21 protein-coding genes and 2 pseudogenes are annotated in these 20,073 nt (G+C 54.1%); 5 read left to right on the forward strand and 18 right to left on the reverse strand.

Going from position 1 to position 20,073, the window contains the following annotated elements; all coding sequences use genetic code 11:
• Positions 1 to 16: 16 nt before the first annotated feature.
• Positions 17 to 895: a hypothetical protein gene (locus tag AC193Q_RS10425; protein ID WP_483879491.1), complete on the forward strand. Its 879-nt coding sequence runs from the start codon at positions 17 to 19 to the stop codon at positions 893 to 895.
• Positions 896 to 1,053: 158 nt separating this feature from the next.
• On the opposite strand, the pseudogene AC193Q_RS10430 reads toward AC193Q_RS10425, so the two are convergent.
• A pseudogene (locus AC193Q_RS10430) lies at positions 1,054 to 2,030 on the reverse strand (hypothetical protein).
• Complete coding sequence (locus AC193Q_RS10435) at positions 2,003 to 2,242, reverse strand: hypothetical protein (protein WP_483879492.1); 240 nt, start codon at positions 2,240 to 2,242, stop codon at positions 2,003 to 2,005. Before AC193Q_RS10435 ends, AC193Q_RS10430 begins: the two are co-directional and overlap by 28 nt.
• Positions 2,243 to 2,546: 304 nt before the next feature.
• On the opposite strand from AC193Q_RS10435, the pseudogene AC193Q_RS10440 reads away from it, so the two are divergent.
• Positions 2,547 to 2,624, forward strand: a pseudogene (locus tag AC193Q_RS10440) (hypothetical protein); the annotation flags it as partial.
• A 481-nt stretch (positions 2,625 to 3,105) separates the two neighbouring features.
• Positions 3,106 to 3,321 (forward strand): hypothetical protein, encoded by a 216-nt coding sequence (locus tag AC193Q_RS10445; RefSeq protein ID WP_483879493.1) that lies wholly within the window; start codon positions 3,106 to 3,108, stop codon positions 3,319 to 3,321.
• A gap of 61 nt (positions 3,322 to 3,382) precedes the next feature.
• On the opposite strand, the gene AC193Q_RS10450 is transcribed toward AC193Q_RS10445, so the two are convergent.
• Positions 3,383 to 3,718, reverse strand: coding sequence for a hypothetical protein (locus tag AC193Q_RS10450; RefSeq protein ID WP_483879494.1), 336 nt, complete (start codon positions 3,716 to 3,718; stop codon positions 3,383 to 3,385).
• A 301-nt stretch (positions 3,719 to 4,019) separates the two neighbouring features.
• Here AC193Q_RS10450 and AC193Q_RS10455 point away from each other — a divergent pair, with 301 nt between their 5' ends.
• Both AC193Q_RS10455 and AC193Q_RS10460 read left to right on the forward strand, forming a co-directional pair.
• The gene (locus AC193Q_RS10455; RefSeq protein ID WP_483879495.1) at positions 4,020 to 4,346 is read left to right on the forward strand and encodes a hypothetical protein; all 327 of its coding nucleotides are present in this window, start codon (positions 4,020 to 4,022) and stop codon (positions 4,344 to 4,346) included.
• Positions 4,347 to 4,348: 2 nt separating this feature from the next.
• Complete coding sequence (locus tag AC193Q_RS10460) at positions 4,349 to 4,588, forward strand: hypothetical protein (protein ID WP_483879496.1); 240 nt, start codon at positions 4,349 to 4,351, stop codon at positions 4,586 to 4,588.
• 602 nt (positions 4,589 to 5,190) lie between these two features.
• Here AC193Q_RS10460 and AC193Q_RS10465 read toward each other — a convergent pair.
• The 15 genes from AC193Q_RS10465 to AC193Q_RS10535 all read right to left on the reverse strand — a co-directional run bounded on the left by AC193Q_RS10465 (position 5,191) and on the right by AC193Q_RS10535 (position 20,072).
• Positions 5,191 to 5,553: a demethoxyubiquinone hydroxylase family protein gene (locus tag AC193Q_RS10465; protein WP_483879497.1), complete on the reverse strand. Its 363-nt coding sequence runs from the start codon at positions 5,551 to 5,553 to the stop codon at positions 5,191 to 5,193.
• Positions 5,554 to 5,660: 107 nt separating this feature from the next.
• Positions 5,661 to 6,704 carry a ComEC/Rec2 family competence protein gene (locus tag AC193Q_RS10470; RefSeq protein WP_483879498.1) on the reverse strand — a complete coding sequence of 348 codons (1,044 nt, stop codon included), beginning with the start codon at positions 6,702 to 6,704 and terminating at the stop codon, positions 5,661 to 5,663.
• Positions 6,694 to 7,374 carry a hypothetical protein gene (locus tag AC193Q_RS10475; protein ID WP_483879499.1) on the reverse strand — a complete coding sequence of 227 codons (681 nt, stop codon included), beginning with the start codon at positions 7,372 to 7,374 and terminating at the stop codon, positions 6,694 to 6,696. The genes AC193Q_RS10470 and AC193Q_RS10475 overlap by 11 nt, the downstream gene beginning before the upstream one ends.
• Positions 7,371 to 9,461 carry a sensor histidine kinase gene (locus AC193Q_RS10480; RefSeq protein WP_483879500.1) on the reverse strand — a complete coding sequence of 697 codons (2,091 nt, stop codon included), beginning with the start codon at positions 9,459 to 9,461 and terminating at the stop codon, positions 7,371 to 7,373. Before AC193Q_RS10480 ends, AC193Q_RS10475 begins: the two co-directional genes overlap by 4 nt.
• A 22-nt stretch (positions 9,462 to 9,483) precedes the next feature.
• The gene (locus tag AC193Q_RS10485; protein ID WP_483879501.1) at positions 9,484 to 10,647 is read right to left on the reverse strand and encodes a hypothetical protein; all 1,164 of its coding nucleotides are present in this window, start codon (positions 10,645 to 10,647) and stop codon (positions 9,484 to 9,486) included.
• Positions 10,648 to 11,112: 465 nt separating this feature from the next.
• The gene (umuC, locus tag AC193Q_RS10490; protein ID WP_483879502.1) at positions 11,113 to 12,390 is read right to left on the reverse strand and encodes a translesion error-prone DNA polymerase V subunit UmuC; all 1,278 of its coding nucleotides are present in this window, start codon (positions 12,388 to 12,390) and stop codon (positions 11,113 to 11,115) included.
• The gene (locus AC193Q_RS10495) at positions 12,383 to 12,808 is read right to left on the reverse strand and encodes a LexA family protein (protein WP_096796959.1); all 426 of its coding nucleotides are present in this window, start codon (positions 12,806 to 12,808) and stop codon (positions 12,383 to 12,385) included. The genes umuC and AC193Q_RS10495 overlap by 8 nt, the downstream gene beginning before the upstream one ends.
• Before the next feature lie 124 nt (positions 12,809 to 12,932).
• A complete protein-coding gene (locus AC193Q_RS10500) occupies positions 12,933 to 13,727 on the reverse strand; it encodes a DNA adenine methylase (protein ID WP_483879503.1) in 795 nt (264 codons plus the stop codon).
• A gap of 150 nt (positions 13,728 to 13,877) precedes the next feature.
• The gene (locus AC193Q_RS10505; RefSeq protein WP_483879504.1) at positions 13,878 to 14,420 is read right to left on the reverse strand and encodes a lysis system spanin subunit; all 543 of its coding nucleotides are present in this window, start codon (positions 14,418 to 14,420) and stop codon (positions 13,878 to 13,880) included.
• A complete protein-coding gene (locus AC193Q_RS10510; protein WP_483879505.1) occupies positions 14,402 to 14,965 on the reverse strand; it encodes a glycoside hydrolase family 19 protein in 564 nt (187 codons plus the stop codon). The genes AC193Q_RS10505 and AC193Q_RS10510 overlap by 19 nt, the downstream gene beginning before the upstream one ends.
• A 34-nt stretch (positions 14,966 to 14,999) precedes the next feature.
• The gene (locus tag AC193Q_RS10515) at positions 15,000 to 16,046 is read right to left on the reverse strand and encodes a phage late control D family protein (RefSeq protein WP_483879506.1); all 1,047 of its coding nucleotides are present in this window, start codon (positions 16,044 to 16,046) and stop codon (positions 15,000 to 15,002) included.
• Positions 16,047 to 16,115: 69 nt separating this feature from the next.
• Positions 16,116 to 16,322: a tail protein X gene (locus AC193Q_RS10520; RefSeq protein WP_139055585.1), complete on the reverse strand. Its 207-nt coding sequence runs from the start codon at positions 16,320 to 16,322 to the stop codon at positions 16,116 to 16,118.
• On the reverse strand, positions 16,297 to 17,142 hold the full coding sequence (locus AC193Q_RS10525; RefSeq protein WP_483879507.1) for a phage tail protein: 846 nt from the start codon (positions 17,140 to 17,142) through the stop codon (positions 16,297 to 16,299). Before AC193Q_RS10525 ends, AC193Q_RS10520 begins: the two co-directional genes overlap by 26 nt.
• A gap of 9 nt (positions 17,143 to 17,151) precedes the next feature.
• Positions 17,152 to 19,602: a phage tail tape measure protein gene (locus tag AC193Q_RS10530; protein WP_483879508.1), complete on the reverse strand. Its 2,451-nt coding sequence runs from the start codon at positions 19,600 to 19,602 to the stop codon at positions 17,152 to 17,154.
• 155 nt (positions 19,603 to 19,757) lie between these two features.
• Positions 19,758 to 20,072 carry a phage tail assembly protein gene (locus tag AC193Q_RS10535; RefSeq protein WP_103368782.1) on the reverse strand — a complete coding sequence of 105 codons (315 nt, stop codon included), beginning with the start codon at positions 20,070 to 20,072 and terminating at the stop codon, positions 19,758 to 19,760.
• Position 20,073 lies beyond the last annotated feature (1 nt).

A 20,073-nucleotide genomic window follows, 5' to 3' on the forward strand; every position in this document is an offset into this window, starting at 1 on the left:
ACTTCAGGGATAAGATATGAACGCCGATTGGAATTCGTTTTTTAGCACTCTCTCTCAGTCCGCAGCTGCAATTGTAGGTATTTTCGGCGCTTTCATTATCACGAAAATATTTTCTAATCAGACCGTATTTTATGAAAAAAGAGCCAAACTGAATGACCTGCTAATTCAAGCGAAAAAAATTAAAGACACTGCGAAAAGCCACAAAATCAGTTGGTATAACGATCATTATAATAGGCCTGAGTACAGTAAATTTCATGATTATCTCGATGATCATTTTTCTGGCTGTGAGTCAATAGATAAGATCACGGACCAGGTTTTGGATGATTTTATTTTTGATAATGATTTTTCGGAGTTAACTGAGCGCACGGAAATTGAATTTGAGTTGCGTTTTATTGCCAAGTCGATATTCGAAGAGAATGCAGCAAATCGTGAGAAGCGAGAGGCTGTCGAGAAAGCGGAAGCGGAAGCGGCTAGAACAATCACACCGTTTGGTAATTATTTTGCAAGTTTAAATATGGCGACCATGGCCAAAGCCAATGCGTACCTTTCCCAAATGGGAGTTAACGGATTTCAGGGAGGGCGCCTCTTCTACAGCACTTGCGGTGATATCGGTAACTTGAGGCCTGGTGCACTGACTGAGTTCAAAGATAATTTTGATAAGAGTTATCGTGAGGCAAAACACCACTCTCGACTATCAATTGAATTTTTAGCTTCTATTAGAAATAATCCTGAGTCTCCTCGGCAGATTGCGTTTGCATTAATACTGGTTCTCATAATTTTCTTTTTAGGGATAATTTATCCTCTGAGTTTTATTCCTGCTATTGGAAAACCTGAGCTAGGGTTTTCCTGGTCTATAATTTATGCGAATTTAGTTTCTTTTAGGGATTTCTTTTAGTGATAATTGCTCTTGCATTCAGCATTACTGTGGGTTTATTTTTTTATACTCACATCCGCATGAAATACCCCAAAAGTGAGGTTGCAGAGGTAGAAAAACTTACTGAGGTGACATACTACTGTAGCGCATTTAAATTTCTGGATGAGGATGAGTAGGTTCTATAGTGTTATGTTTTTTAGTTTTTCAGATAGTTGGGCTGCCATATTTGCGTCATTAGTAAACTTAAGTGCGCTTGCGGTGCTGGGCGCAAGCCCCGGAACATGAGTGCGTGCGGCTAGTTGATTACTCAATTGTTGCACTAAATCAATAAGATCGGTTATTACCTGCAAAACATTGACACTTTCTGATCCAATCCACGTTTTGGGCGCCAGAAGTTTTTGATGTCTACCTGCCAAACTCTGACGCGCCCCTTCAATCCGTTCCTGCATATCGCCACCCACCGTGGCGTTGTGTTTTTGACCCACCACCAGATTCAGATCCCGACCGGTAGCCTGATGCAGATCATCCAACGCCGCCAGGCTCGCGGATCCGCCCGACAACAGCTTGAGCGCGCCCAGCGCCTCGATCGTCTTAACGCCACCCACCGACTCGGTCGAGTGGTCGTCAATTGTCTGCGTGTGGTTCTGGAACTGTTCGCGGTTGTTCAGGGCTTCAACTTCGCGCTCGATCGCGTGATCTCGGATCTTGCCATCAGTCTGGCGAAGCCAGTTCCCGTCGGCATAGACGCGCTGTTGGGCGGCGCCGCTGTGCCGCCATACCTGGTCGCCCTTGGGCACCTTCGGCATGCTCAGCCCGTGCGGCAAGATTGATTGAATGTAGGGCTTGTTCGGCAGGCCGTAGGCGAAACACACCACTACGCGCGTTCCTTTCTCGGGAAAGGCATAGATGCCCATTTCTTCGCCACCGGTGGGCAGCGGCAACGGAACGCCAGTGAGCGGCGGTATGGCCGGGTCTGGCTCGTCGTCGGCGCCGAGTACCACAATGTCTACGGCGTAGCGCGGGCGGAAGTCGTCGCAGATTCCGGCATCCGCCGGCGCGTCGGCCACTGCGGTAACCAAGGCGAAGCGCGGCAAGTGGTAGCCGCCGGTGAGTTCGGAAATTGGCGCTCTACAGCGCGGCGGATTGCGTCTTCCATCGGATGGCCATCTGGTCATTGGCGAGCGTCACGCTGGTGATGCGCTCGCCGTTGTTGATCGTTGCACCTGGTCGTAACCCGGGAAGGGCCGCGACCATCGCACTTTGGTTGCCCTGGTAGCCGTCGAGCAGCTCCGCGGGGATTTGCAGCCGCGCCCGGGCGCCAAAAAAACTGTCGGCCCAGATGCCGGCGAACACTTCACCGTTGCTCATTTGGTGCCGGTAAAGTCAGAAAGATGCCAAATAACTGGGAGGGGCTATCCATCGCCTCGTCACCGGCGGCGAGGCTGTAGAAGTACGGGGTATTCACTTCAACGTACAACCAATCGAGATCGCGAAAGAGCAACTCAATCTGCTCGCTCACAGGAACAAGGAGGAGACGAACTTTTAATACCAAGCATTCATCGTCACCGGGTCGACCTTTCGGAAATAGACCTCCACCAGCCTCCAAACCCGTCCTCCCCCCATTCCTGATAAACTCCCCCACCTCCCAGCCCCACCCAATCCAGAACCGCCAATGTCCCCTATCTCCGCCACACCCGCCCCACTCTCCCGCCGCTTCTCCGTCGCCCCGATGATGGATCGGACGCATTGTTTCGCCCGCCCCTTTAAATAAAGCCCAAAGGCGCATCAAAAAAAAGCTTGTACCAGTTGCGTACCAGCAATATTCCTTCACTTGGAGATTTTGCTTTGTCCGCTCTTCTCCGTAGCAATTTTTAAGCAAGCATTTTAGGCTCCAATCTGGACAATGCTGATACTGTCAATAACACGGGTATGAGGATGTCGAGATGGTCAGCGAGCTTCGCGTCGTTCGGCTCAGTTCGTAATGGCCTCATACAAAATGAGAGTTCGAATCTCTCCTTCACCGCCACATTCAGTAAACGCAATCTCCTGAATTTCCTAGAGAAAATTGGTGGTTTGTGGTTTTTGGCGTCTGAAACAAGGCCATATGGGACTGAGATGGGACTGGTGCATTGTTCTGGTGCGAAAGTGGGCCTCAGGAATGTACCGTCTTGCCGGTCTCATCGGCGGAATGAGCTAGGCTTTGCGACACCCCTTAATCCAGGATGGATCACATGCCAGACAATTCAGATCTCAACATTGCTACAGCAGATGCGATGACATTGCTTTTGCACAATCAGCACGCGATCGGTGTCGCTATAGATGAGGTCGTCAAGTGGCTATCGGAGAACGGAGCAGAGTGTGTCGCCGTTAATGCTGGCATGGCGATGGAAACCTTGGATAAAAACGCACAAGCACTAACCGATTTGATCATGCGCCTTCGGGGATAAAGAAAGTAAACCGGCCTTACACCGTGGTTGATTCGGTAAAAGGCCGGGGGCAGTTGGGGGATCAAGCAGCAGATGTTCGCTGTTGACCAGAAGGTGCCAGCGAATTTTCGCTGACTGAAGTCGCTTGCACCCGATTGCCTGCTGCCTTTGCACGCGCACGATCAACGCCCCACGCGAGAGCCGTTGTCATCGTGTCGTTAGGTAACTCGTCATGAGCTTCTTCAAACAAGGGGAATCCGTCCCCGTTATATACACCGATGAATAACTGCGTTCTGCCCTTTCTCGAAACTCGGGCCTGAACATCAATAATGCTCCCGTCACTCAACACTTCATCGTGTGACCGACAGTGCAACTCACAATCCGCCCAGAGCCAATACCTCGAACCTCTACGCATCATGTTACGGCCTCCTTATTGTTTGAATTGCTGTGAGTGCCACGCAGGATTTATTTTTAATACGCGAAATACTGAGCGTCAATCCCAAAAACGGGCCATCTATCGGAGGCGAAACAGTTCCTGCCGACGGTGAACAGGCCACTGATCGTAATTCCAGCCTATGTTCAATCGGCCCCCACACCCGACCCCGGTGTGGGGGCCTTTTTATGGCAGTATGGAAACCACTTCCTACCTTGCTGGTCTACCATTCCCTCATTGTCTGGTCGATGCATTCAGGCCACTCTTCGAACAGGGAACCCAATTCATGTCGTACGCCTATGAGGGCTTGGCTACCGTCGCCGTGATCGCCCACTACCAAGGGCAGGCACCGATTGAGCTGACGACACTCGAATGTCCAGTGCGTTTGAGCGATGCCGGCACTGGGCGCGTTCGTATTGAACTGCACCAGTATCTACATGGACCCAAGGCGGCCAACCTGCTTCGGATGATCCTGCCTGACGGGCACCTGGTACAGGGGCAAATGATCGATGGCTGCAACGAACCGGGCGGCGGCTGGCTGCTGATCAATGTTGGGGAATTCGAGCTGACGCCAGAGTCGTCGGCGAACACCAACGGTTGGAAATGGGAGTGAGCATGGCCGATACATTGGCGGCACTGAACCTGCCGAATGCGGTGGAGGTGCAGACCCTAAAACTGCTGCACCAAATCGAGCTGTCGCACACGGCGGACGATCTGTTCCGCGCCAGCGATCGCGCCGAAGGTTTTGTGCTGGGCCTGGAGACGGTCAAGATACTGAACGCGGCCAGTATCGAAGGCTTGTACAAGACCTTTGAGACGGCGGCTACGGCGCGGCGCGAGGAGCACCAACAGTGATCGGCGAAGGCATTCACACTGACGTGTTGCGCGCCCAGGGCTGAACAACACGCGGTGCGTGAATGCCTAATGGCCAGGATCGAGGGTGGCCCCGAATGGGGCCTGTCGATTCGACTGGCGGTAACGGCGCACGCTGGGTGTCGGTACTCACGCGGCGTGAATCGATGCGCACCTAGGCCAGCCTGACAGCGGTGGGGAGCTTCGCCGATAGCGTGGGCATGAAAGGATTCAGTGTAGAGCTATGAGCGGTGACAGGTTCAATGCGATTGCAGCATCCCCGCGACATCAGGACCTGCCCACTTCCAAAGTTTGGATAGGGATTCGAACCCCTTCCAATATCTTGGCAGACCGCTTCAGGCCCAAAATCTCGGGCATTCACGCTTGGTGCCTTGGTTCTCTGCGGCCTAAAGCGGCCTCGGATTTGCCCTAAATATGCCCTAGAAAGCTTTCAGAGATCATCTCCGCCCTCACCCACCCAGGTCTGCTTTCGGCCAGAAGTGGACGTTTGACCACGCTCGCTGACGCCCCAGAAAGGTGCGGTCGTTCATTACATTGCTGATGGAAAAAGCTATTTGGCGCTTTTACTAAGAACGCATACCCATTCAAATCACGGCTTCAGTCCAAGCAATCACCATCGGTGACAGTGCTCTGAACCGAAGATCGCTTACATCGATTTGCGCAGCTGAGTGATCGTGATGGTGCTGTTCTTCCTGCCCGATCGAAGCGATGGCCACCACCGCGTGCGGATCGATATCACCCAGAACCTGAAGCTGATGGGCCAGGTGTTTGAGCACTACACTTTCAACTGCCACGGTGGTGGCAACAATAGCTTTCCGGCCAAAAAGGCCAGTGATCAGTCCCAAAGCCAGGTCACCAATACCGCATAGCCAGTAACTGCGGCAGCGAGGATATGCGATTCTATCTCCACCCCGAGTGAAAAAATGCAACAGGAATGAATGCGTCAACAACCAACCTGGCCACTTCACGCGCACATCACCTGTCCCGAACCTCACCAACATTGGGTGCACTGCTAAATTCTTCTACCTCAGTTGTGCTCAGCCCCGGAAAATCACTAGGCACGTGCAATTACTTGCGGTGTAGCCTGATTGTTCCCGAGCTGACGTCTGCAGAGAGAATTGGGTATATCCTTTTTTATAAAACTTTCATGGTTTGCAACCAAGCCCGCGAGAAGCGTAGGTAATCCGTCGGCCTCGAGGGACACACTGATAGTTCCAGCGCAGCAACTATCTTTGTTGTATCCGTCAGAGTGTTTGTTTAGGTTTCTGCTCTCGCTAGTTGGGCTTGATCCTGATAAGCAATTGCGTGAAAGCTGAGTGCACGCTATGTAGGGTTCTGTGCCGGCCAATCCTTCGCGAACTCCATTAATAATATCTGATCGGGGTGTTCCGTGAATTCCTCGACCAAGTGAAAAAAGTACAAGCAAAGGCTGGACATTTGCCACTAGATCTCGAGCGAATGCTCGATTATCAGTTCCCGCCCCAGCGTGACCTCCATGATGAGGAAACACTAAAATCGGTGCACTTAAATCTGTTGATCCTTCAACCATTATCTCCAAACTATGTTGATCTGAATCAGCCGCCAGTAAGCAAAGTCTTTCGCCATTGTGCTCTACAAGTATAACCGCGGACATGTTGTTCGCATTTATACGATGGCCATCCGTATGTGTCCCAGCAGTAGTTGCGAGGCATATTTCTGGCGTCGGATGAAGAATTTTAAGTGTTGTGCCGTGGAGTGCCAGACCTTTTGGGTCTTCGACGTTCAGCGATGTGTGAGTGGACGTTCCCCAGTTAGCGCGTGCTTCTCCTACAGCTACGCGAAAATTGTGCCATACATTGCTGTCTCTGTTATCAGGGTTCACATAGACATGAGCGACTGGACGTTCAGCGTTCAACAGTAAAGGAATCGCTCCCGACAGATGGTCACTATCAGCGTGAGATATAAGTAAGGCATGGATGGACTTAATTCCAAGCTCATCAAGTGTCCTTGCTACAATTGGCTTTCCGGGTGCATCAATAATGATTGCTTCCGTACCGTGTTTAATGACAGCGCAATTTCCATGACCAACATCTAATATTATAAGTTCACTAGAGGCCATCATTAGAATCCGGTTCTGGGGCCAAACGTACGTTTTCGAAATATAGATCGACCTTCTCGTCAGTGCCCACGTTCGTCATTGCGATTAGGGAGCTATTTTCGCGCACTGCAGATCTATCCTCTTGTCGAACGAGATCCATTGGGAATCTAACAGTATCTTTGGAGTTCCAACCGTGAACGATGGCATCAACAACCATGGTTCCACCAATATTTTGAATATCTTTTACTTGTAAAATAGTGCTATGTAGTTTTCTGCTGTCAACCTTTCCGCGCCGGAATTCAATAATGCATCGTGCGAAACCAGCGCGTAGTTCAGTTGGTTCGTCTGCCTCTTCTCGGCGGAGCACAACAGGCAAATCGCTCCTGTAGCTCCGTATAGCAATATCTGCATACTGATCAAGGTACTGAGTGACTAGAATTGTTGGGTGTTTTCTTTTTATAAGTTCAGCACCCAATTCAGCTCCCGTGATGTCAGCATAAGCTCCATACCGAAGTCGATGGTCGCAGACCGCTGCGTCCGATCCAGCGATTATCGCATCTGCCATTTGCTCTATGGTGTCGAATGCTTGCTGTCGAAACGCGGTGAAACCTCCATCCTCTAAGGTGTGGATAATAGTTTGAGCAGCTTCTGTATCATCATCTACTACTGCAACCGTTTTTATTGCCTTCATTTTTGATCCTTCGTGTTGTTGTTAACAAGTGGGAAGACAAAACGAAATTTAGCACCGATACTTTGTTCATTCGAAGCATTATACGTGCCACCGAGATCTAATGTTGAGTCCTTGACAATGGTTAACCCAAAGCCAGTGCCTTCTTGTCGAGTGGTGCGTCCAGGCAGCCAAATTTCGTCCAGGTTCATATTTATTCCTGGACCATTGTCTTCTACTTCAACAGCAAGGGTGTTACCTTCAACGATTGCGCGTAAATGAATAGTGCGATCGATGGTCCTTGCGCCTTCGCGCTCAAACGCACTTACAGAGTTGGTTAGGCAGTTTGTTATAATTGTCTCGACTAAAGCTTCGGTTCCGAAAATTACCGCGCCCTGAACGTCATGGAACTCAAGGTTTAATGAGATTTTTGAGTCCTCTAAAACGGGTTGCCACAGTTGATGTAAGTTTCGAATTACTGAGTTTATATCGACCGCGCCGTGCCTGCGTTTTTCTCGTTTTAAAAAATCTATTTGCATTCCGGCAAATCTTGACAGCCTGTTTGATGCAGTTTTTATGAGTTCTAGTGGTTCCGCAAGTCGAGCTACTCCTTCAGGAGGGCTAAGAGTTGCGATTCTTCTTGTTATGGTTTTCTGATTACCAATAATAGTTTGAATGGGTTTTCCAATTTCATGTGCGAAAACTGCTGCTGTAGTACCGGCAGTCGCGAGTGATCTATATAAAATAAGATCTTCACGTGTTGCTTTCAAAACCTTCTCATAGTTCTGCTGGATACGGTCAAGAGCTTTAAATGCTTTCTCGCGCTCTAATAGTGGCATAGAGTTCGAGATTGTTTCCATCAGTTCGGCACGCGCTTGTGCCGGTGCCGTTCGGGATTCATCTTTTTGATTGTCGCGCCGGCTTTCAGCATCTCGAAGGCGGCGTCGAGCGAACCATTCAAGTGCGTTTTTTGCAAATCTCCGAATCTCAAGAAACTCATCACTTTCGATAAAGCCAAATCGATCTGTTTTTTGGCGAAGTATTCCATCAGGATCATCAACTATAACTCGGCCAACACTGTTGTTGGTGGATGGTCTTTCCTCTGGGCTTCTAGCTCGAGACAAGTTCATATCAAGCCAGTCGTGACCTGGATCTCCATAAGGAGGAACTCGAAATTTTCGGTGATAAAAGTGCACGCCGCCGACCGTTCTTAGCCATTGTTTAACTTCACCTATTGTGGATCCGCGTCCGGCAAAAGAATTTTTGTTAAAGACGTAGCTATAGAGCTCAAATGTAGACGGAGGTGCGTTATAAATAGAGCTTTCATCAGACTTCCGGAGCAGCCATTCTGATGAGTTATCGCTGTACAGCGTCACACCCTTGAAGTCTGTCACTTCGGCGAATGCTGTGCCATCTTCTAAAATTTTCGCACGTAAAACATATTCAGCATCATCTAAGTAAGCGTTTCGTACGCGAGCTTCGAGTTCGGGATAGTCTGGCGCATCAAGATTTACACGAAAGCTAGCGTTTCCCTCGAATGGGCTTGTAAGAAGAACGATGCTACGGCCCAATCGATCAATTTCGCTGCGTCCCAGCTTTCGCTTAAGTCCAGTTAAAGTGATAGTCGTACCATGATTTTCGCGATGCGCTGCCGCGGTTGGAAGAGCTACATCTTCAACTATAAGTACGTCTTCGAACTTTTTCCAATCGATAGTGATCTTCACTGCGGCGTCAGCGTCTTGGCTGACATGGCGGGTGATCATGCTTGCTTGGCTTCCTGCACGTAGTGCAGCCAGTCGACCTAGTCCTTTATCTCCAACGGTTCTACGCCCACCTGGGGTGAGTTTGGAACTGGTTTTAGTAGAGCCGCCAAGGACCAGCCAATTATTTACAACATGCTCTTCCAGCATCCCGGTGCCATCATCAGACAGAACGATGGTACCTCCATTTGCAGGGTCATCTTTTATTTCTATGTTGCAGATCGTTGCATCTGCGTCGTATGAATTCCGAATGAGCTCGATAATTGCTTGGTCGAGGTTTGGAACTAACTCCTCACCAAGCCGAGTGAGGATAGAGGGTGCAAATCGAAACCCTGTCGATGTTGTATCCATACGTGTATCCCCCACTTGATTTTTAGTCCCACCATGGAAGTTTAGATAGAGCACTTACTGTTAAGTGGCGGCACCGAATATGATCGTTTAACCACTGATCAGTACGAGAATCTTTCAGTAGTTTCATTAGTGCTCGGCATTCTTTTACTTTTCCACTGTATGGTTTGAGTATTAATAGGTGATTTTCTACTAATAGCTCTTTTTTATAGGTCACGAGGGATGCTCGAGCCCGTTTTTTATCAGAAGGACTAGATGTACGTCTAACAATTACAAAGGGCCCGGTTTCCAATCTGGCTTGAAAGCTTTCAAAATGACTTGGTTGAGAAATTTCTTCCCATGTTGCTGCGTTTTTGGCAGTCAAGTAGCCATACATTACGTCGGTTTTCGGTGCTCTGTGAGGGACCACCGGTCCAACTTTAACGGAAAAACTATCGCCAACTAATTTAGCGTTGGTCGGTTGGATGTTAATGCTGCTATTTACTTTGGACGGGTTTTTTTCCGTTGCGCCGACTAATACTGCGACGTCAACATCAGCTGATGAACCGAAGCTGCCGAATGGACTAAAGTCAATAACTTGGAGGCGTTGAGAAAGCTCCGCTCTAAATCGACGATAAGATGTTCCACTACGCAAAACGTCAGGAATGAGAGCGACAACGCCTACTCCCGTTTGCGCATTGTTCAGTACATGTTCAATATGTAGGGCAGCAGCTGATCGTTTGCCTGCACCTACGAAGCTGGACGCAGGAGCTATAACCCTTTGATAGGGTGGATTCATGATTACGCAATCGCCCATTTTGAGCTCCAGCGCCATTTCGAGTGCATCACCGACGCGGAAAGATGCTGGCAATGGGAGTGGGGCAAACGCTTCTGACCTGCCATTTAACTCTGTATGCCGTGAATGAGCTAATGATTGAATCCGAGCCCAAGCGATATGAAGAAAGGATTCTCGTAAATCGATCGCTGCAAGTCGCTCCGACCAAGCAGACAATGTTGCTAATACAGTGTCCTCTAGTGGCAGTTGTAGGCAAATCTCTAATAAAAGATCTCCTGTACCCACACTCGGATCTATAAAACGCTGCCAGCGATTGACATCGAGTTGAGAGACGAGCGTCTTTGCCCAGGCAGCACCAGAGAAAAATATGCCGTGCTTACGTCTATCCGATAGGGACAGTACGTCGTAAACCATGGCAGTCGCCAGGCCATCGGCATGCCTATTTTTGTCCGTCGATGCTTTCTGATCGTCAGATATCGTAGGGCCGCTTGGTCGGAGAAGCGTGTGGGCATAGGCTGCTAGTGGAATTTCGCCGTTCATCGTAGGGTAGGTCGCAAGAACACCACGCCAGTCTGCAGATTCTCCTGACGAACCGCAAGGCTTATAGGCCGCACGATGAGTGAGCGGTTGGTTAAGTCGGTTTCCAGCACCTCTATTTCTTAACGTCTGCAACGGGCTTCAGGGTTGGCGATTCTGTAGATGGTCCGAATCTGAAATCTGAGCGGCCGACTTCAGTCACTCGGGTGTCAGCATCATTGCCAGCGTCATTTTGATGAACTCTTCATCGCCGTCGATAGCGGCCAAGGCACCGCTAACGTTGAATAGCCCCAAGTTTCGTAGACACCCGACGGCCGCTTTTGGCCGATAGCAGACTTCTCACTACCTACAGTTGATCGTCCACAATTGATCCAAGCGGGTCGTGTAGCTCTGGCTCATCATTTCACGCCGCATGGCCCACTCTGGGTTACTTGGGACGCTCGCCGCTCGCAGTGTCCCCCTTCCCCATCGTTCGTTGATCTGATCCAGTACGGCCATGACCTTGGTAGATTCGGTCGGTTGAGAAGCCGCAAACAGATCGTCCGTGTATTCACCTGGCTGACACAGGTTCATTAGCAAGACCTCCGCCTTGCTGTACTTGAAACCAGGGCGATAAATCCGATCCAGCGCATCAACTGCAGCCTTGGTTAGCAGCCTGACGTCATCCGTAGGGTAAGGCATATCGATCACCACACCATTGGCGTACTTCGCCTCCTCCGGATTGAACATGCCGGTGCGGATGCTCACTCGCACTTTCTTGCACAGCGAGTTTTGCGCCCTGAGTTTTTCTGAAGCACGCATCATGTAGGTGGCCACCGCTTCCTTGATCGGTGCCAGTTCCGTCAGGCGGGTGCCGAACATTCGACTGCAGCAGATCTCCTGTTTCGGCGGATCGGGTTCGTCCAGCTCCAGACATGGGGTGCCGGCGAGTTCGCGCGCCGTCTTTTCGATCACCACACTGAAGTTTTTACGCAGTGTCCAAGGGTCGGCTTTGGCCAGATCCATAGCACTTTTGATTCCCATGGTATCTAGGTGCACTTTCATGCGACGCCCAACACCCCACACCTCTGAAACGTCGGTGTTACGCAGCACCCAGTCACGCTTAGTTGGGTCGCAAATATTGACGACCCCACCTGTCTGCGCCTGCAGGCGTTTGGCCGTATGGTTGGCCAATTTGGCCAGGGTCTTGGTCTGAGCGATACCAACGCCGACTGGAATGCCAGCACACCTCAGTACCTGACTCCGAATCTGTCGACCGAGGCCATCCAAATCGGTGATGCCGGTGAGATCGACGAAGGCTTCGTCGATGCTGTAGACCTCGACTGCGGGCACCATGGACTCGATCAGGGTCATGACGCGCTCACTCATGTCACCGTACAGCGCGTAATTCGAAGAGAACGGGATGATGCCGTGCTGCTTTAGCTTGTGTTTGATCTGGAAATAAGGCTCGCCCATTTTCACGTAACGCTTGGCGTCGTAGCTGCGGGCGATGACGCAGCCATCGTTATTCGACAAGACAACGATGGGGACCTTGGCCAAGTCAGGACGAAACACTCGCTCACAGCTGGCGTAAAAGCTGTTGCAATCGATCAGGCCGAACACCGGCACCTGCTTAGACATGACTGCGCACACTACCGATAATCACGCCCCAGATCGCTAGCTCATCGCCTTCCAGCACATAGCGCGGCGGGTACTTGGGGTTTTCAGACAGCAGGATGACCTCTTTCCCACGGATGCACAGCCGCTTGCAAAGCGGATCGTTGTTGAGCAGCGCAACAACAATATGCCCGTGCGCCGGCTCCAGTGAACGATCCACCACCGCTAAATCGCCGTCAAAGATCCCTGCCCCCTGCATGCTCTCTCCGGCAATTTTCACCAAGTAAACATGTGGGGCACGAATGTTGAGCACTTCGTCGAGCGAGATGTGGGTTTCGATGTGATCCGCTGCCGGCGAAGGAAAACCTGCCGGCACTCGAAAAAGGCAAAGAGGTAACTTCCGACCGGCCACGGCAATAGGGCCTAGGATTGAAAAGCTCATGACGCACGACTTCCGATACTGTACGAATGTACAGTTAACTTTCAGATCGGCATTCGGTCAATTTCTGTAGGAAATATCGGATAGACGGGAGGGTGGGAAGTAAAGAAATGATATCCGGCATCTGTCAGAACAACCCACCCAACGCTGCCGGTTCCCAGTTCATGATCACCAGCTCGCCACTCACTTCGGCCTTCCCCTGCCGCTGATTGGTCGTGGTGTAGCGAATGTCCAAGGTCTCGAAGTGGAAGCCTTCGAACACGCGGCGGATGTCAGGATGATCGTTGATGCTGACCATCACCTTGCCTTTACAGCGGCGCATAAAGTCGGCCATCCGCTCGTAGTTCTCGAACGGAAAGTCCACGCCATAACCAGCGGTCTGCCAGTACGGCGGATCCATGTAGTGGAAGGTGTGGGCACGGTCGTAGCGTTCGGCGCATTCAAGCCAGGGAAGGTTTTCGACGTAGGTGCCGGACAGGCGCTGCCACGCGGCCGAGAGGTTTTCCTCGATGCGTAGCAGGTTGATGGCCGGTGCAGTAGTCGCCGTGCCGAATGTCTGACCGGAGACCTTGCCGGCGAAGGCATGGTGCTGCAGGTAGAAAAATCGGGCGGCGCGCTGGATGTCGGTGAGGGTTTCGGGGCGGGTCATTTTCTGCCATTCGAACACCTGTCGCGAGCTGAGTGCCCATTTGAACTGGCGCACGAACTCTTCGAGGTGGTTCTGCACGACGCGGTAAAGCGTGACCAGGTCGCCGTTGATGTCGTTGAGGACTTCGACCGGCGACGGCTGGGGCTTCATGAAGTACAGCGCGGCACCGCCGGCAAAGACTTCAACGTAGCATTCGTGTGGCGGAAAAAGCGGAAGGAGGCGGTCGGCCAGGCGGCGTTTGCCGCCCATCCAAGGGATGATGGGTGTAGACATAAAAAGCAAGACCTTTACTGTATGGATAAACAGGTGCTAGGCTCGCCGCGCTTTGTGCACGGAGCAAGAGCCTTGGCTGGACTTGCAGGGACGATCTGCAGGGACGGCGGCCTGTCCGGATGTTGACGCATCCAGACAGGCCGCTCTTTTTCACTTCGGTATTGAGACTTCTTTGACGTATGCCTGACAGGCCGCGAGGGCAATCAGCCCCCGGTCGCCGTCATCGGTGACGCCGATAATTCGTTGAGCATGCGCTGGGTCAAGTTCGGCTCTTGTGGGGCCATGAACCACGCCGCCGGTAGCGGTGGCGGCTGACACCGATCCGCTGCCGGCGCCGCTGGTGGCGTCGAGTAGGACTGACAGGCGCAGATCAGCAGTGGCAAGGCGGTCGCGCAGGCGACCTTGATCACGTTGGACATCGCTCAAGGCTCGGTAATGGGTTTGTTCGCTGGCTGCCAGACGCTGCTCGAGCGCGAGGCGCTTGTCCTGCTCGGCACGCTGTTGCGCGGCCGTGGCCTGGGCCATCTGATTGAGGGTTTCGGTGTGTAGTCGGGACTGCTCGCTGAGGCGACTACAGTAGCGCCAGTCCTGCACCTGCCAGGTAATGGCGGCGGACGTGCCGACCAAGCCGATCAGCAGCACCACCTTGCCCAGCAGCCGATACGGCGCCGGGATCAGGTCGCCGAGACGCATAACACCGCCCTCGCCCGCCCCCAAAGTTCCAGTCGATCCTGCAGGCCATTGAGACCACCGTTGATCTTGCGGGTGATCGCGTTGAATTCGTTCTGATCCGCGAGCGCGCTCAACCCATTCACCGACCAGAACCATGCGGCCGATTCAGCAGCCCACTGCGGCAACTCCAGCAGCTCTGGGGTACGCAGCAATTGCTCGTCGCCGAACAGTGCCAGGCTGCAGCGCAGGTAGTTGTCGTGGCCGGTCACCTGAATCAGCCCACGACCACGATAACGCTGGCCATCGCCGTCCGCTGCCGGGGTGTTGCCCAGTTTTGCGGCCAGGGCACCGGTGTCGTATTTGCTCAGGTATTGATCGCCGCCCAGCTCCCGGACGTACTGCAGTTGACCGGACTCGTGCCCGATTTGAGCCAAGAACGCGGCTTGGCGTTTCGGCGTGTTGATCTGTCGGTGCAACATGGCCGCGTTGAGTGCAGATACAAAAACGCCCGCTTGGCGGCGGGCGGCGGGCATGATGCGTTGCAGTTGCTGTTCTGTCAGTGACATTGATGTCTCCTTGATGTGTGGGGATGCGACGCTCTTAGTTGAGCTGAACGACCTTCAGATCCTTCGCCGCTTTTTTCTTCTTGCCTTTGGCTTTCGCCTTGCCCTTTTTGCCGCCATTGCATTCGACCGTTGTGCTCCAGCCCGACTGGGTGAACACCTGCTCAACCGAATCGACCAAATACTCACCATCGAGGCCGACCTTGAAACCCTGAGCATTGATCGAGCGCTCGGCGAACAGATCGGTACGCCCGGGCATCTCCAAACGAACGCCGGCGGTGGAACGGTTGAAAGCCGCCAGCCGCGCTTTGGCCGCCACTTCAGCGGCAGACTTGTTCGGGTAGATGTGTCGATCGGTATGCACCGGCGGCAAGCCGTCCGGCGATTCGTCGTTATCCAGGGTGACCACTGCGAGCTTTCCGGTCTTCTTGTCCTGGTGCTTGGTCGATACCGCCTTGTGCGTGTTGCGATCACCGAGACGAAACTGAAAGCGGCTGACGTCGCGCCGTTGGATCGGTACTACACCGAGGCTCTTACCCGAGGCGCTCTGCCCGGCCTGCCGCGGCATGACCAGCAGCTTGCCGTCGGCGACTTTGGCCGTGCAGTCGTACTGCTTGGCCAGACGCGTGATGAAATTGAAATCCGATTCGTTGAGTTGATCAGCGCGAGGCACCTTGGTTTGCACCGGGCACACCGGCTGCCAGCCGTTACGGGCGGCAACGTCGGCAACGATCCGCGACAGCGGCACATTCTCCCAGCTGCCACTGCGGGTAGTCTTGCCACTGCCGCGCATGTCGCTGGCCCTACCGGTGATCACCAACGTGTCTGGTGGACCGGACAGCTCAATCTCATCCACGACGTAACGGCCGATGCGGGTCAGTTTGGTTTCTGCATAGCCGAGGAAGATCTCGATGCTGGCCCCCCGAGGGGGCAGCACTACTGCTCCGTCACGGTCATCGATGCGTAACTCGAACTCATCGGATTCCATGCCGGGTTTGTCTGTGGTCTTGAGCTGCAGCAGCCGATCATTGATCCGCTGGGTGATGTCGGCGCCGTCGGCCACGACGCGAAAGATTGGGGTCATCATTCCGTCCAAAAGAAAGCCCGCAGTGGGCGGGCCGATTGAGTCATTGCGTGGCATACCGGAGGGGCATCAGCCCCACAGCATCACCTCGCTGTCATCGGGTGCCGGCAGGTCCGGCAGCTCGATCACGATGCCTGCGCGATACGGTTGCGGCTCGTCGGCCAGGCCCTGATTGGCGTCCAACACCGCCTCGACCGTTCCGCTCAAATGCCCATAGGCGTGGTAGCACAAGGTGTCCAGCAGATCCCCGTCAGACGTTCTGCAGGTCATCGCCATAGCGTACAAACTCCAAGGTAAACGCTTGCTTACGCGGGATCCCGCCCTGCAGGAGCGCGCTCTGTTCTTCATCGACGTTCTTCAAGCACCAGGTGCCGAGCACGTCGCCATAGCCGGTGGTAAGGGTCAGAGGCAGGAGCTGGGCACCGAGACTGCGCAAAGTATCCAGCTGTTTGATCCCGCCTTTGAAGCCGGGAAAAACCGCGCCCTTGAGGGTGATTTTTTCCTCACCGATGCCCACCGCTTGCTGCGCGGGACGGCGGGTCAACCGTTCCTGCGACGCCCAGCGGTACTCCGTTGAGCGTCGCAGTTCGTCGAACGCGGCGGTGTCCAGGTTGAAGTAATAAGGGACCGCCTTGGGATCCAGCGGCTGCACGATCAGCAGGTGCGGAAACGGCTTCACCGCTTCCGGCATTGGTGTCGCGTCACCCGCCAGTGAGCCGGTCGGCAAAATGTTCCCCAATGATGGACTGACCTTGCCAGCGATCTTGTTGATCGCGGTGGACGCCCGCGCTGCCTGTTCCTTGAGTTCGCCCATCCGCTCATCAATTTGCGACACGGCGCGGGTGGCCTTATTGTAGGTGGCCACCACCTGGCCGACCTTGGCCTGCGCGGCGTTGACGCTGCGCATGACACGCTGCAGCTTCGCCCCGACCGCCGGCCCCACGATTGGAATACCTTCCAGCTCCGAGGCCGCGCCGCTGATCTCGCTGATGGCACCGTTGACCGGCCCCATCATGCCGTCGAGGCTACGTCGTCCAGTTTCCCCCGCGGCAGCCAGATTCTTCAGACCGGACTGCAGCTGTTCCATGTAGGCCATTGGCCCTCCTTACACATGCGGTTCGTCATACAGCTTGCGGTTCTGCAACTGCTGCGTGGCCTGCTGCATCTGCTGCGCGATGAAGGGCTGCAGCTCACGCGCCATTTGCGCCGGATCCTTGGCATCGCCCTGCACGGTGATGTGCAGCGGCGCCGAGATTTGGACCTGTTGCTCGATTTTTGGTGACTCGGCTTTCGCAGCAGGAACCGGTGCAGCCAGAAGAGCCGGTGGCACTGGTGCACTCGCAGGTGCGGCCAACGACCTGGCCACATCGCCCATTGCTGCAGCAGGTGCCAAAGGACCATTGGCCGGCTTGGGTCCGAATGACCGGGCAATGTCGCCCATCACCGGCGGCAGGTTCTGCCCAGCGTTGGCCATCATCAACGGCCCGGCATCCGGTACTTTTTTCAGCGACTCATCAGCGCCGAACAGTTTTTTACCCATGACGCCACCGAGCGCATCGCCGCCCATGTAACCGAGATAGCCGCCAATCAGGCCGCCGACGATGTTGCCAATGATCGGCACCGCCGTGCCGATGGCGGCACCGGCAGCCGCACCGGCCAAGGTACCTGCCAAACCACCGGCCGCTTGTCCGTAGCCTTCCGCTTTTTCATCCTGGGTCTCGGCATTTTCGTAGGTGTCGTAGGCTTTAAAACCAGCATCGACCACCGCCAGCAGCGCTGGACCTTTCATGCCGTCGACAATCTGGGCGCCACGACCACTACCTCCTCTCCCGCCGCCTTTCCCCCCTTTGCCTTTCTTGCCTTCACCGCTGGCATCGAGATCACCGCCATTCAGCCCGCCACTAGCACCCGGAAGGTTGGTGACGATCACCTTTTGCGGGATGTTTGGGTTGCCCATCAGGGTGCCGCGCCCGAGGTTCATCAGCCCCTTGCCAACCTTGAAGGCGCTGACGGCCCCCTTGAGCGCAACCAGTCCAGCCACGGCCGAGCCGATGCCAAGCGTGACCCGTGGAAATTCGTCGGCAAAGCCCGACAGTTTGCGACTGACGTTATTGATGCCATCGGCTACGGAATCGGTGACCGGTCGGATCGCATCGCCGATGCTGCGCATGGCATCGTCCATCGACTGGGCCATTTCGGACCATTTCTGCGCCGAGGTTTGCCGGCGCTCGGCCAGGTTCTTGTCGAGGATACCGGTCGCCCCAGCGGACTCCTTTTTCAGCTGCTCATACAGATCCTTGTTCTGCATGTATGCCGTCAAGGCTGCCTTGACCTGCATATCAGCGAACAGGTCACCGGTGCGCAAAGCCTCCTCCAGAGACTTCATCATGGCTTTGGCTTTTTCGGGATCGGCCTCTTTACTGATCGCCGCAGTGGCCTTGGCCATCTCGGCTGCCCGCTTCGGATCAGTCGCTTCGATGTACTTCTGGGCCAGGGCAAAACTGGATTCCAGTGTGGATTTACCATTCTGCAAACCGGTCTGCATCGACCCCTTATAGTCGATCCCGGCCTTCTGGTAAGCCTTGACCGTTTCACCGGAGCCGATTTTCTCCATCCAGTTTTTGAGGTTGTTCGCCGCTTCGTCCGACCCACCGGCGGTCTTCATTTGCACCTGCAGCATCGCGCCCAGTTGCGTCACCGAATCCATGCCGGTGATACCCAGTTTGCCCATGCCGGCCAGCAACTCGGGAAACCACTTGGCCATGTCGACCGCTTCAAAACTGCCCGCCTGGCCCTGGTAGGCGATGGCCTCCAGCGCCTGCTGCATCACCTTGGGGTCCGTGATCTTGGCGTTCTGCCCTAAAGCGTTGATCATCTTCGCCGTTTCAGTGCCCTCCGATCCTTGGCCCACCGCGAATTTGGCTGCGGTCGGTGCATAGGACAACGCCTTGTCCAACTCCATACCGGCGCCGACCAGGGCGTTAACCACCTCGGCCACCTGATTGCGCGCCATGCCCGTATCGCGTGAGGTGTCGATCACAGTCTTGGACAGCTGAGCCTCTTCCGGCGAGTTGGCAATGTTGGCCTTGATCGCAATGTCCCGGATGATCGCGCCATAGTCCGCACTGACCTTGGTCGGGATGGCAGCTGCTGCGGTCAGGGCACCCGCTTGACCGAGGGTGCTTTTCAGGCCGGACCGTCCCTCCTCGATCTGCCGGTGGCCCATCGCTTTCAGTTCGGCGCCGGCGGCCACGCGGCCCATGGTGGCGTAAGCCTTGCTCAGCCGCCCCACCTCGACGCCCTGTTTCTTGAGCAGTGCGAGATTCTTTTCGTATTTCGCCAGCAGCTTGTCTGCGCCTTCGGCGCCGGAGGTGTGTGCCTTACGCCATTCATCGCGCAGACGCATGGTGTCGCCAATGGTGTTCTGCAACACACGGGCCTTGCTGCCCACAGTGTCCAAATGTTTGATCTTACTTTCGACGTCCTTGAACGCTTTGCCTACCGTCGGATCGACGGCGCCGCCAATGACAAAGCCGAGTGCGAGGTTCTTCGCCATGTGCGGACCTTATGCGCAAGGTTGGTTAAGCGGTGGCTCAATCGGAGAGCCACCACACCAGTTCGTTGAAGGACATGGCCAGGATCTCGGCCGCCGAGAATCCGGTCTCTTTGGCCATACGCTTGGCTAGGATCTTCAACGTAGAACCGTCGCACTTAGTCGTCCGTGACCAGACGAAAGTAGCCGGCCTGCAAGCGCATGTAATCAACCATCTTGAGCCCCACCAGGTCCGCCTCGGAGGTTTGGGTCAGCGAGGAAAACAGCGACAGTTCTCGCTGTTCGGCATCACCGTTGGAGGCCGCTTGCGCGGCCCGCACATCCCGCACGCAAGGTGCGCGCATAGTCAGGCGGTCGACCTGCACACCATTGAGTTCGGTCGGGTATTTGAGGCTGATACGAAATCCTTCCTCGGTCAGTTCCATCCACTTAGGGAGCGACTGTTCGGGTGTAACTTGAATTGCTTGAGTCATT

This window comes from Pseudomonas sp. F2 (genome assembly GCF_057174385.1).

Excerpts from the sequence above, each read along its gene's own strand:
- AC193Q_RS10425 (WP_483879491.1), top strand. The coding sequence starts at position 17 with ATGAACGCCGATTGGAATTCGTTTTTTAGCACTCTCTCTCAGTCCGCA.
- AC193Q_RS10435 (WP_483879492.1), bottom strand. The coding sequence starts at position 2,242 with ATGAGCAACGGTGAAGTGTTCGCCGGCATCTGGGCCGACAGTTTTTTT.
- AC193Q_RS10445 (WP_483879493.1), top strand. The coding sequence starts at position 3,106 with ATGCCAGACAATTCAGATCTCAACATTGCTACAGCAGATGCGATGACA.
- AC193Q_RS10450 (WP_483879494.1), bottom strand. The coding sequence starts at position 3,718 with ATGATGCGTAGAGGTTCGAGGTATTGGCTCTGGGCGGATTGTGAGTTG.
- AC193Q_RS10455 (WP_483879495.1), top strand. The coding sequence starts at position 4,020 with ATGTCGTACGCCTATGAGGGCTTGGCTACCGTCGCCGTGATCGCCCAC.
- AC193Q_RS10460 (WP_483879496.1), top strand. The coding sequence starts at position 4,349 with ATGGCCGATACATTGGCGGCACTGAACCTGCCGAATGCGGTGGAGGTG.
- AC193Q_RS10470 (WP_483879498.1), bottom strand. The coding sequence starts at position 6,704 with ATGGCCTCTAGTGAACTTATAATATTAGATGTTGGTCATGGAAATTGC.
- AC193Q_RS10475 (WP_483879499.1), bottom strand. The coding sequence starts at position 7,374 with ATGAAGGCAATAAAAACGGTTGCAGTAGTAGATGATGATACAGAAGCT.
- AC193Q_RS10480 (WP_483879500.1), bottom strand. The coding sequence starts at position 9,461 with ATGGATACAACATCGACAGGGTTTCGATTTGCACCCTCTATCCTCACT.
- AC193Q_RS10485 (WP_483879501.1), bottom strand. The coding sequence starts at position 10,647 with ATGGTTTACGACGTACTGTCCCTATCGGATAGACGTAAGCACGGCATA.
- umuC (WP_483879502.1), bottom strand. The coding sequence starts at position 12,390 with ATGTCTAAGCAGGTGCCGGTGTTCGGCCTGATCGATTGCAACAGCTTT.
- AC193Q_RS10495 (WP_096796959.1), bottom strand. The coding sequence starts at position 12,808 with ATGAGCTTTTCAATCCTAGGCCCTATTGCCGTGGCCGGTCGGAAGTTA.
- AC193Q_RS10500 (WP_483879503.1), bottom strand. The coding sequence starts at position 13,727 with ATGTCTACACCCATCATCCCTTGGATGGGCGGCAAACGCCGCCTGGCC.
- AC193Q_RS10505 (WP_483879504.1), bottom strand. The coding sequence starts at position 14,420 with ATGCGTCTCGGCGACCTGATCCCGGCGCCGTATCGGCTGCTGGGCAAG.
- AC193Q_RS10510 (WP_483879505.1), bottom strand. The coding sequence starts at position 14,965 with ATGTCACTGACAGAACAGCAACTGCAACGCATCATGCCCGCCGCCCGC.
- AC193Q_RS10515 (WP_483879506.1), bottom strand. The coding sequence starts at position 16,046 with ATGACCCCAATCTTTCGCGTCGTGGCCGACGGCGCCGACATCACCCAG.
- AC193Q_RS10520 (WP_139055585.1), bottom strand. The coding sequence starts at position 16,322 with ATGGCGATGACCTGCAGAACGTCTGACGGGGATCTGCTGGACACCTTG.
- AC193Q_RS10525 (WP_483879507.1), bottom strand. The coding sequence starts at position 17,142 with ATGGCCTACATGGAACAGCTGCAGTCCGGTCTGAAGAATCTGGCTGCC.
- AC193Q_RS10530 (WP_483879508.1), bottom strand. The coding sequence starts at position 19,602 with ATGGCGAAGAACCTCGCACTCGGCTTTGTCATTGGCGGCGCCGTCGAT.
- AC193Q_RS10535 (WP_103368782.1), bottom strand. The coding sequence starts at position 20,072 with ATGACTCAAGCAATTCAAGTTACACCCGAACAGTCGCTCCCTAAGTGG.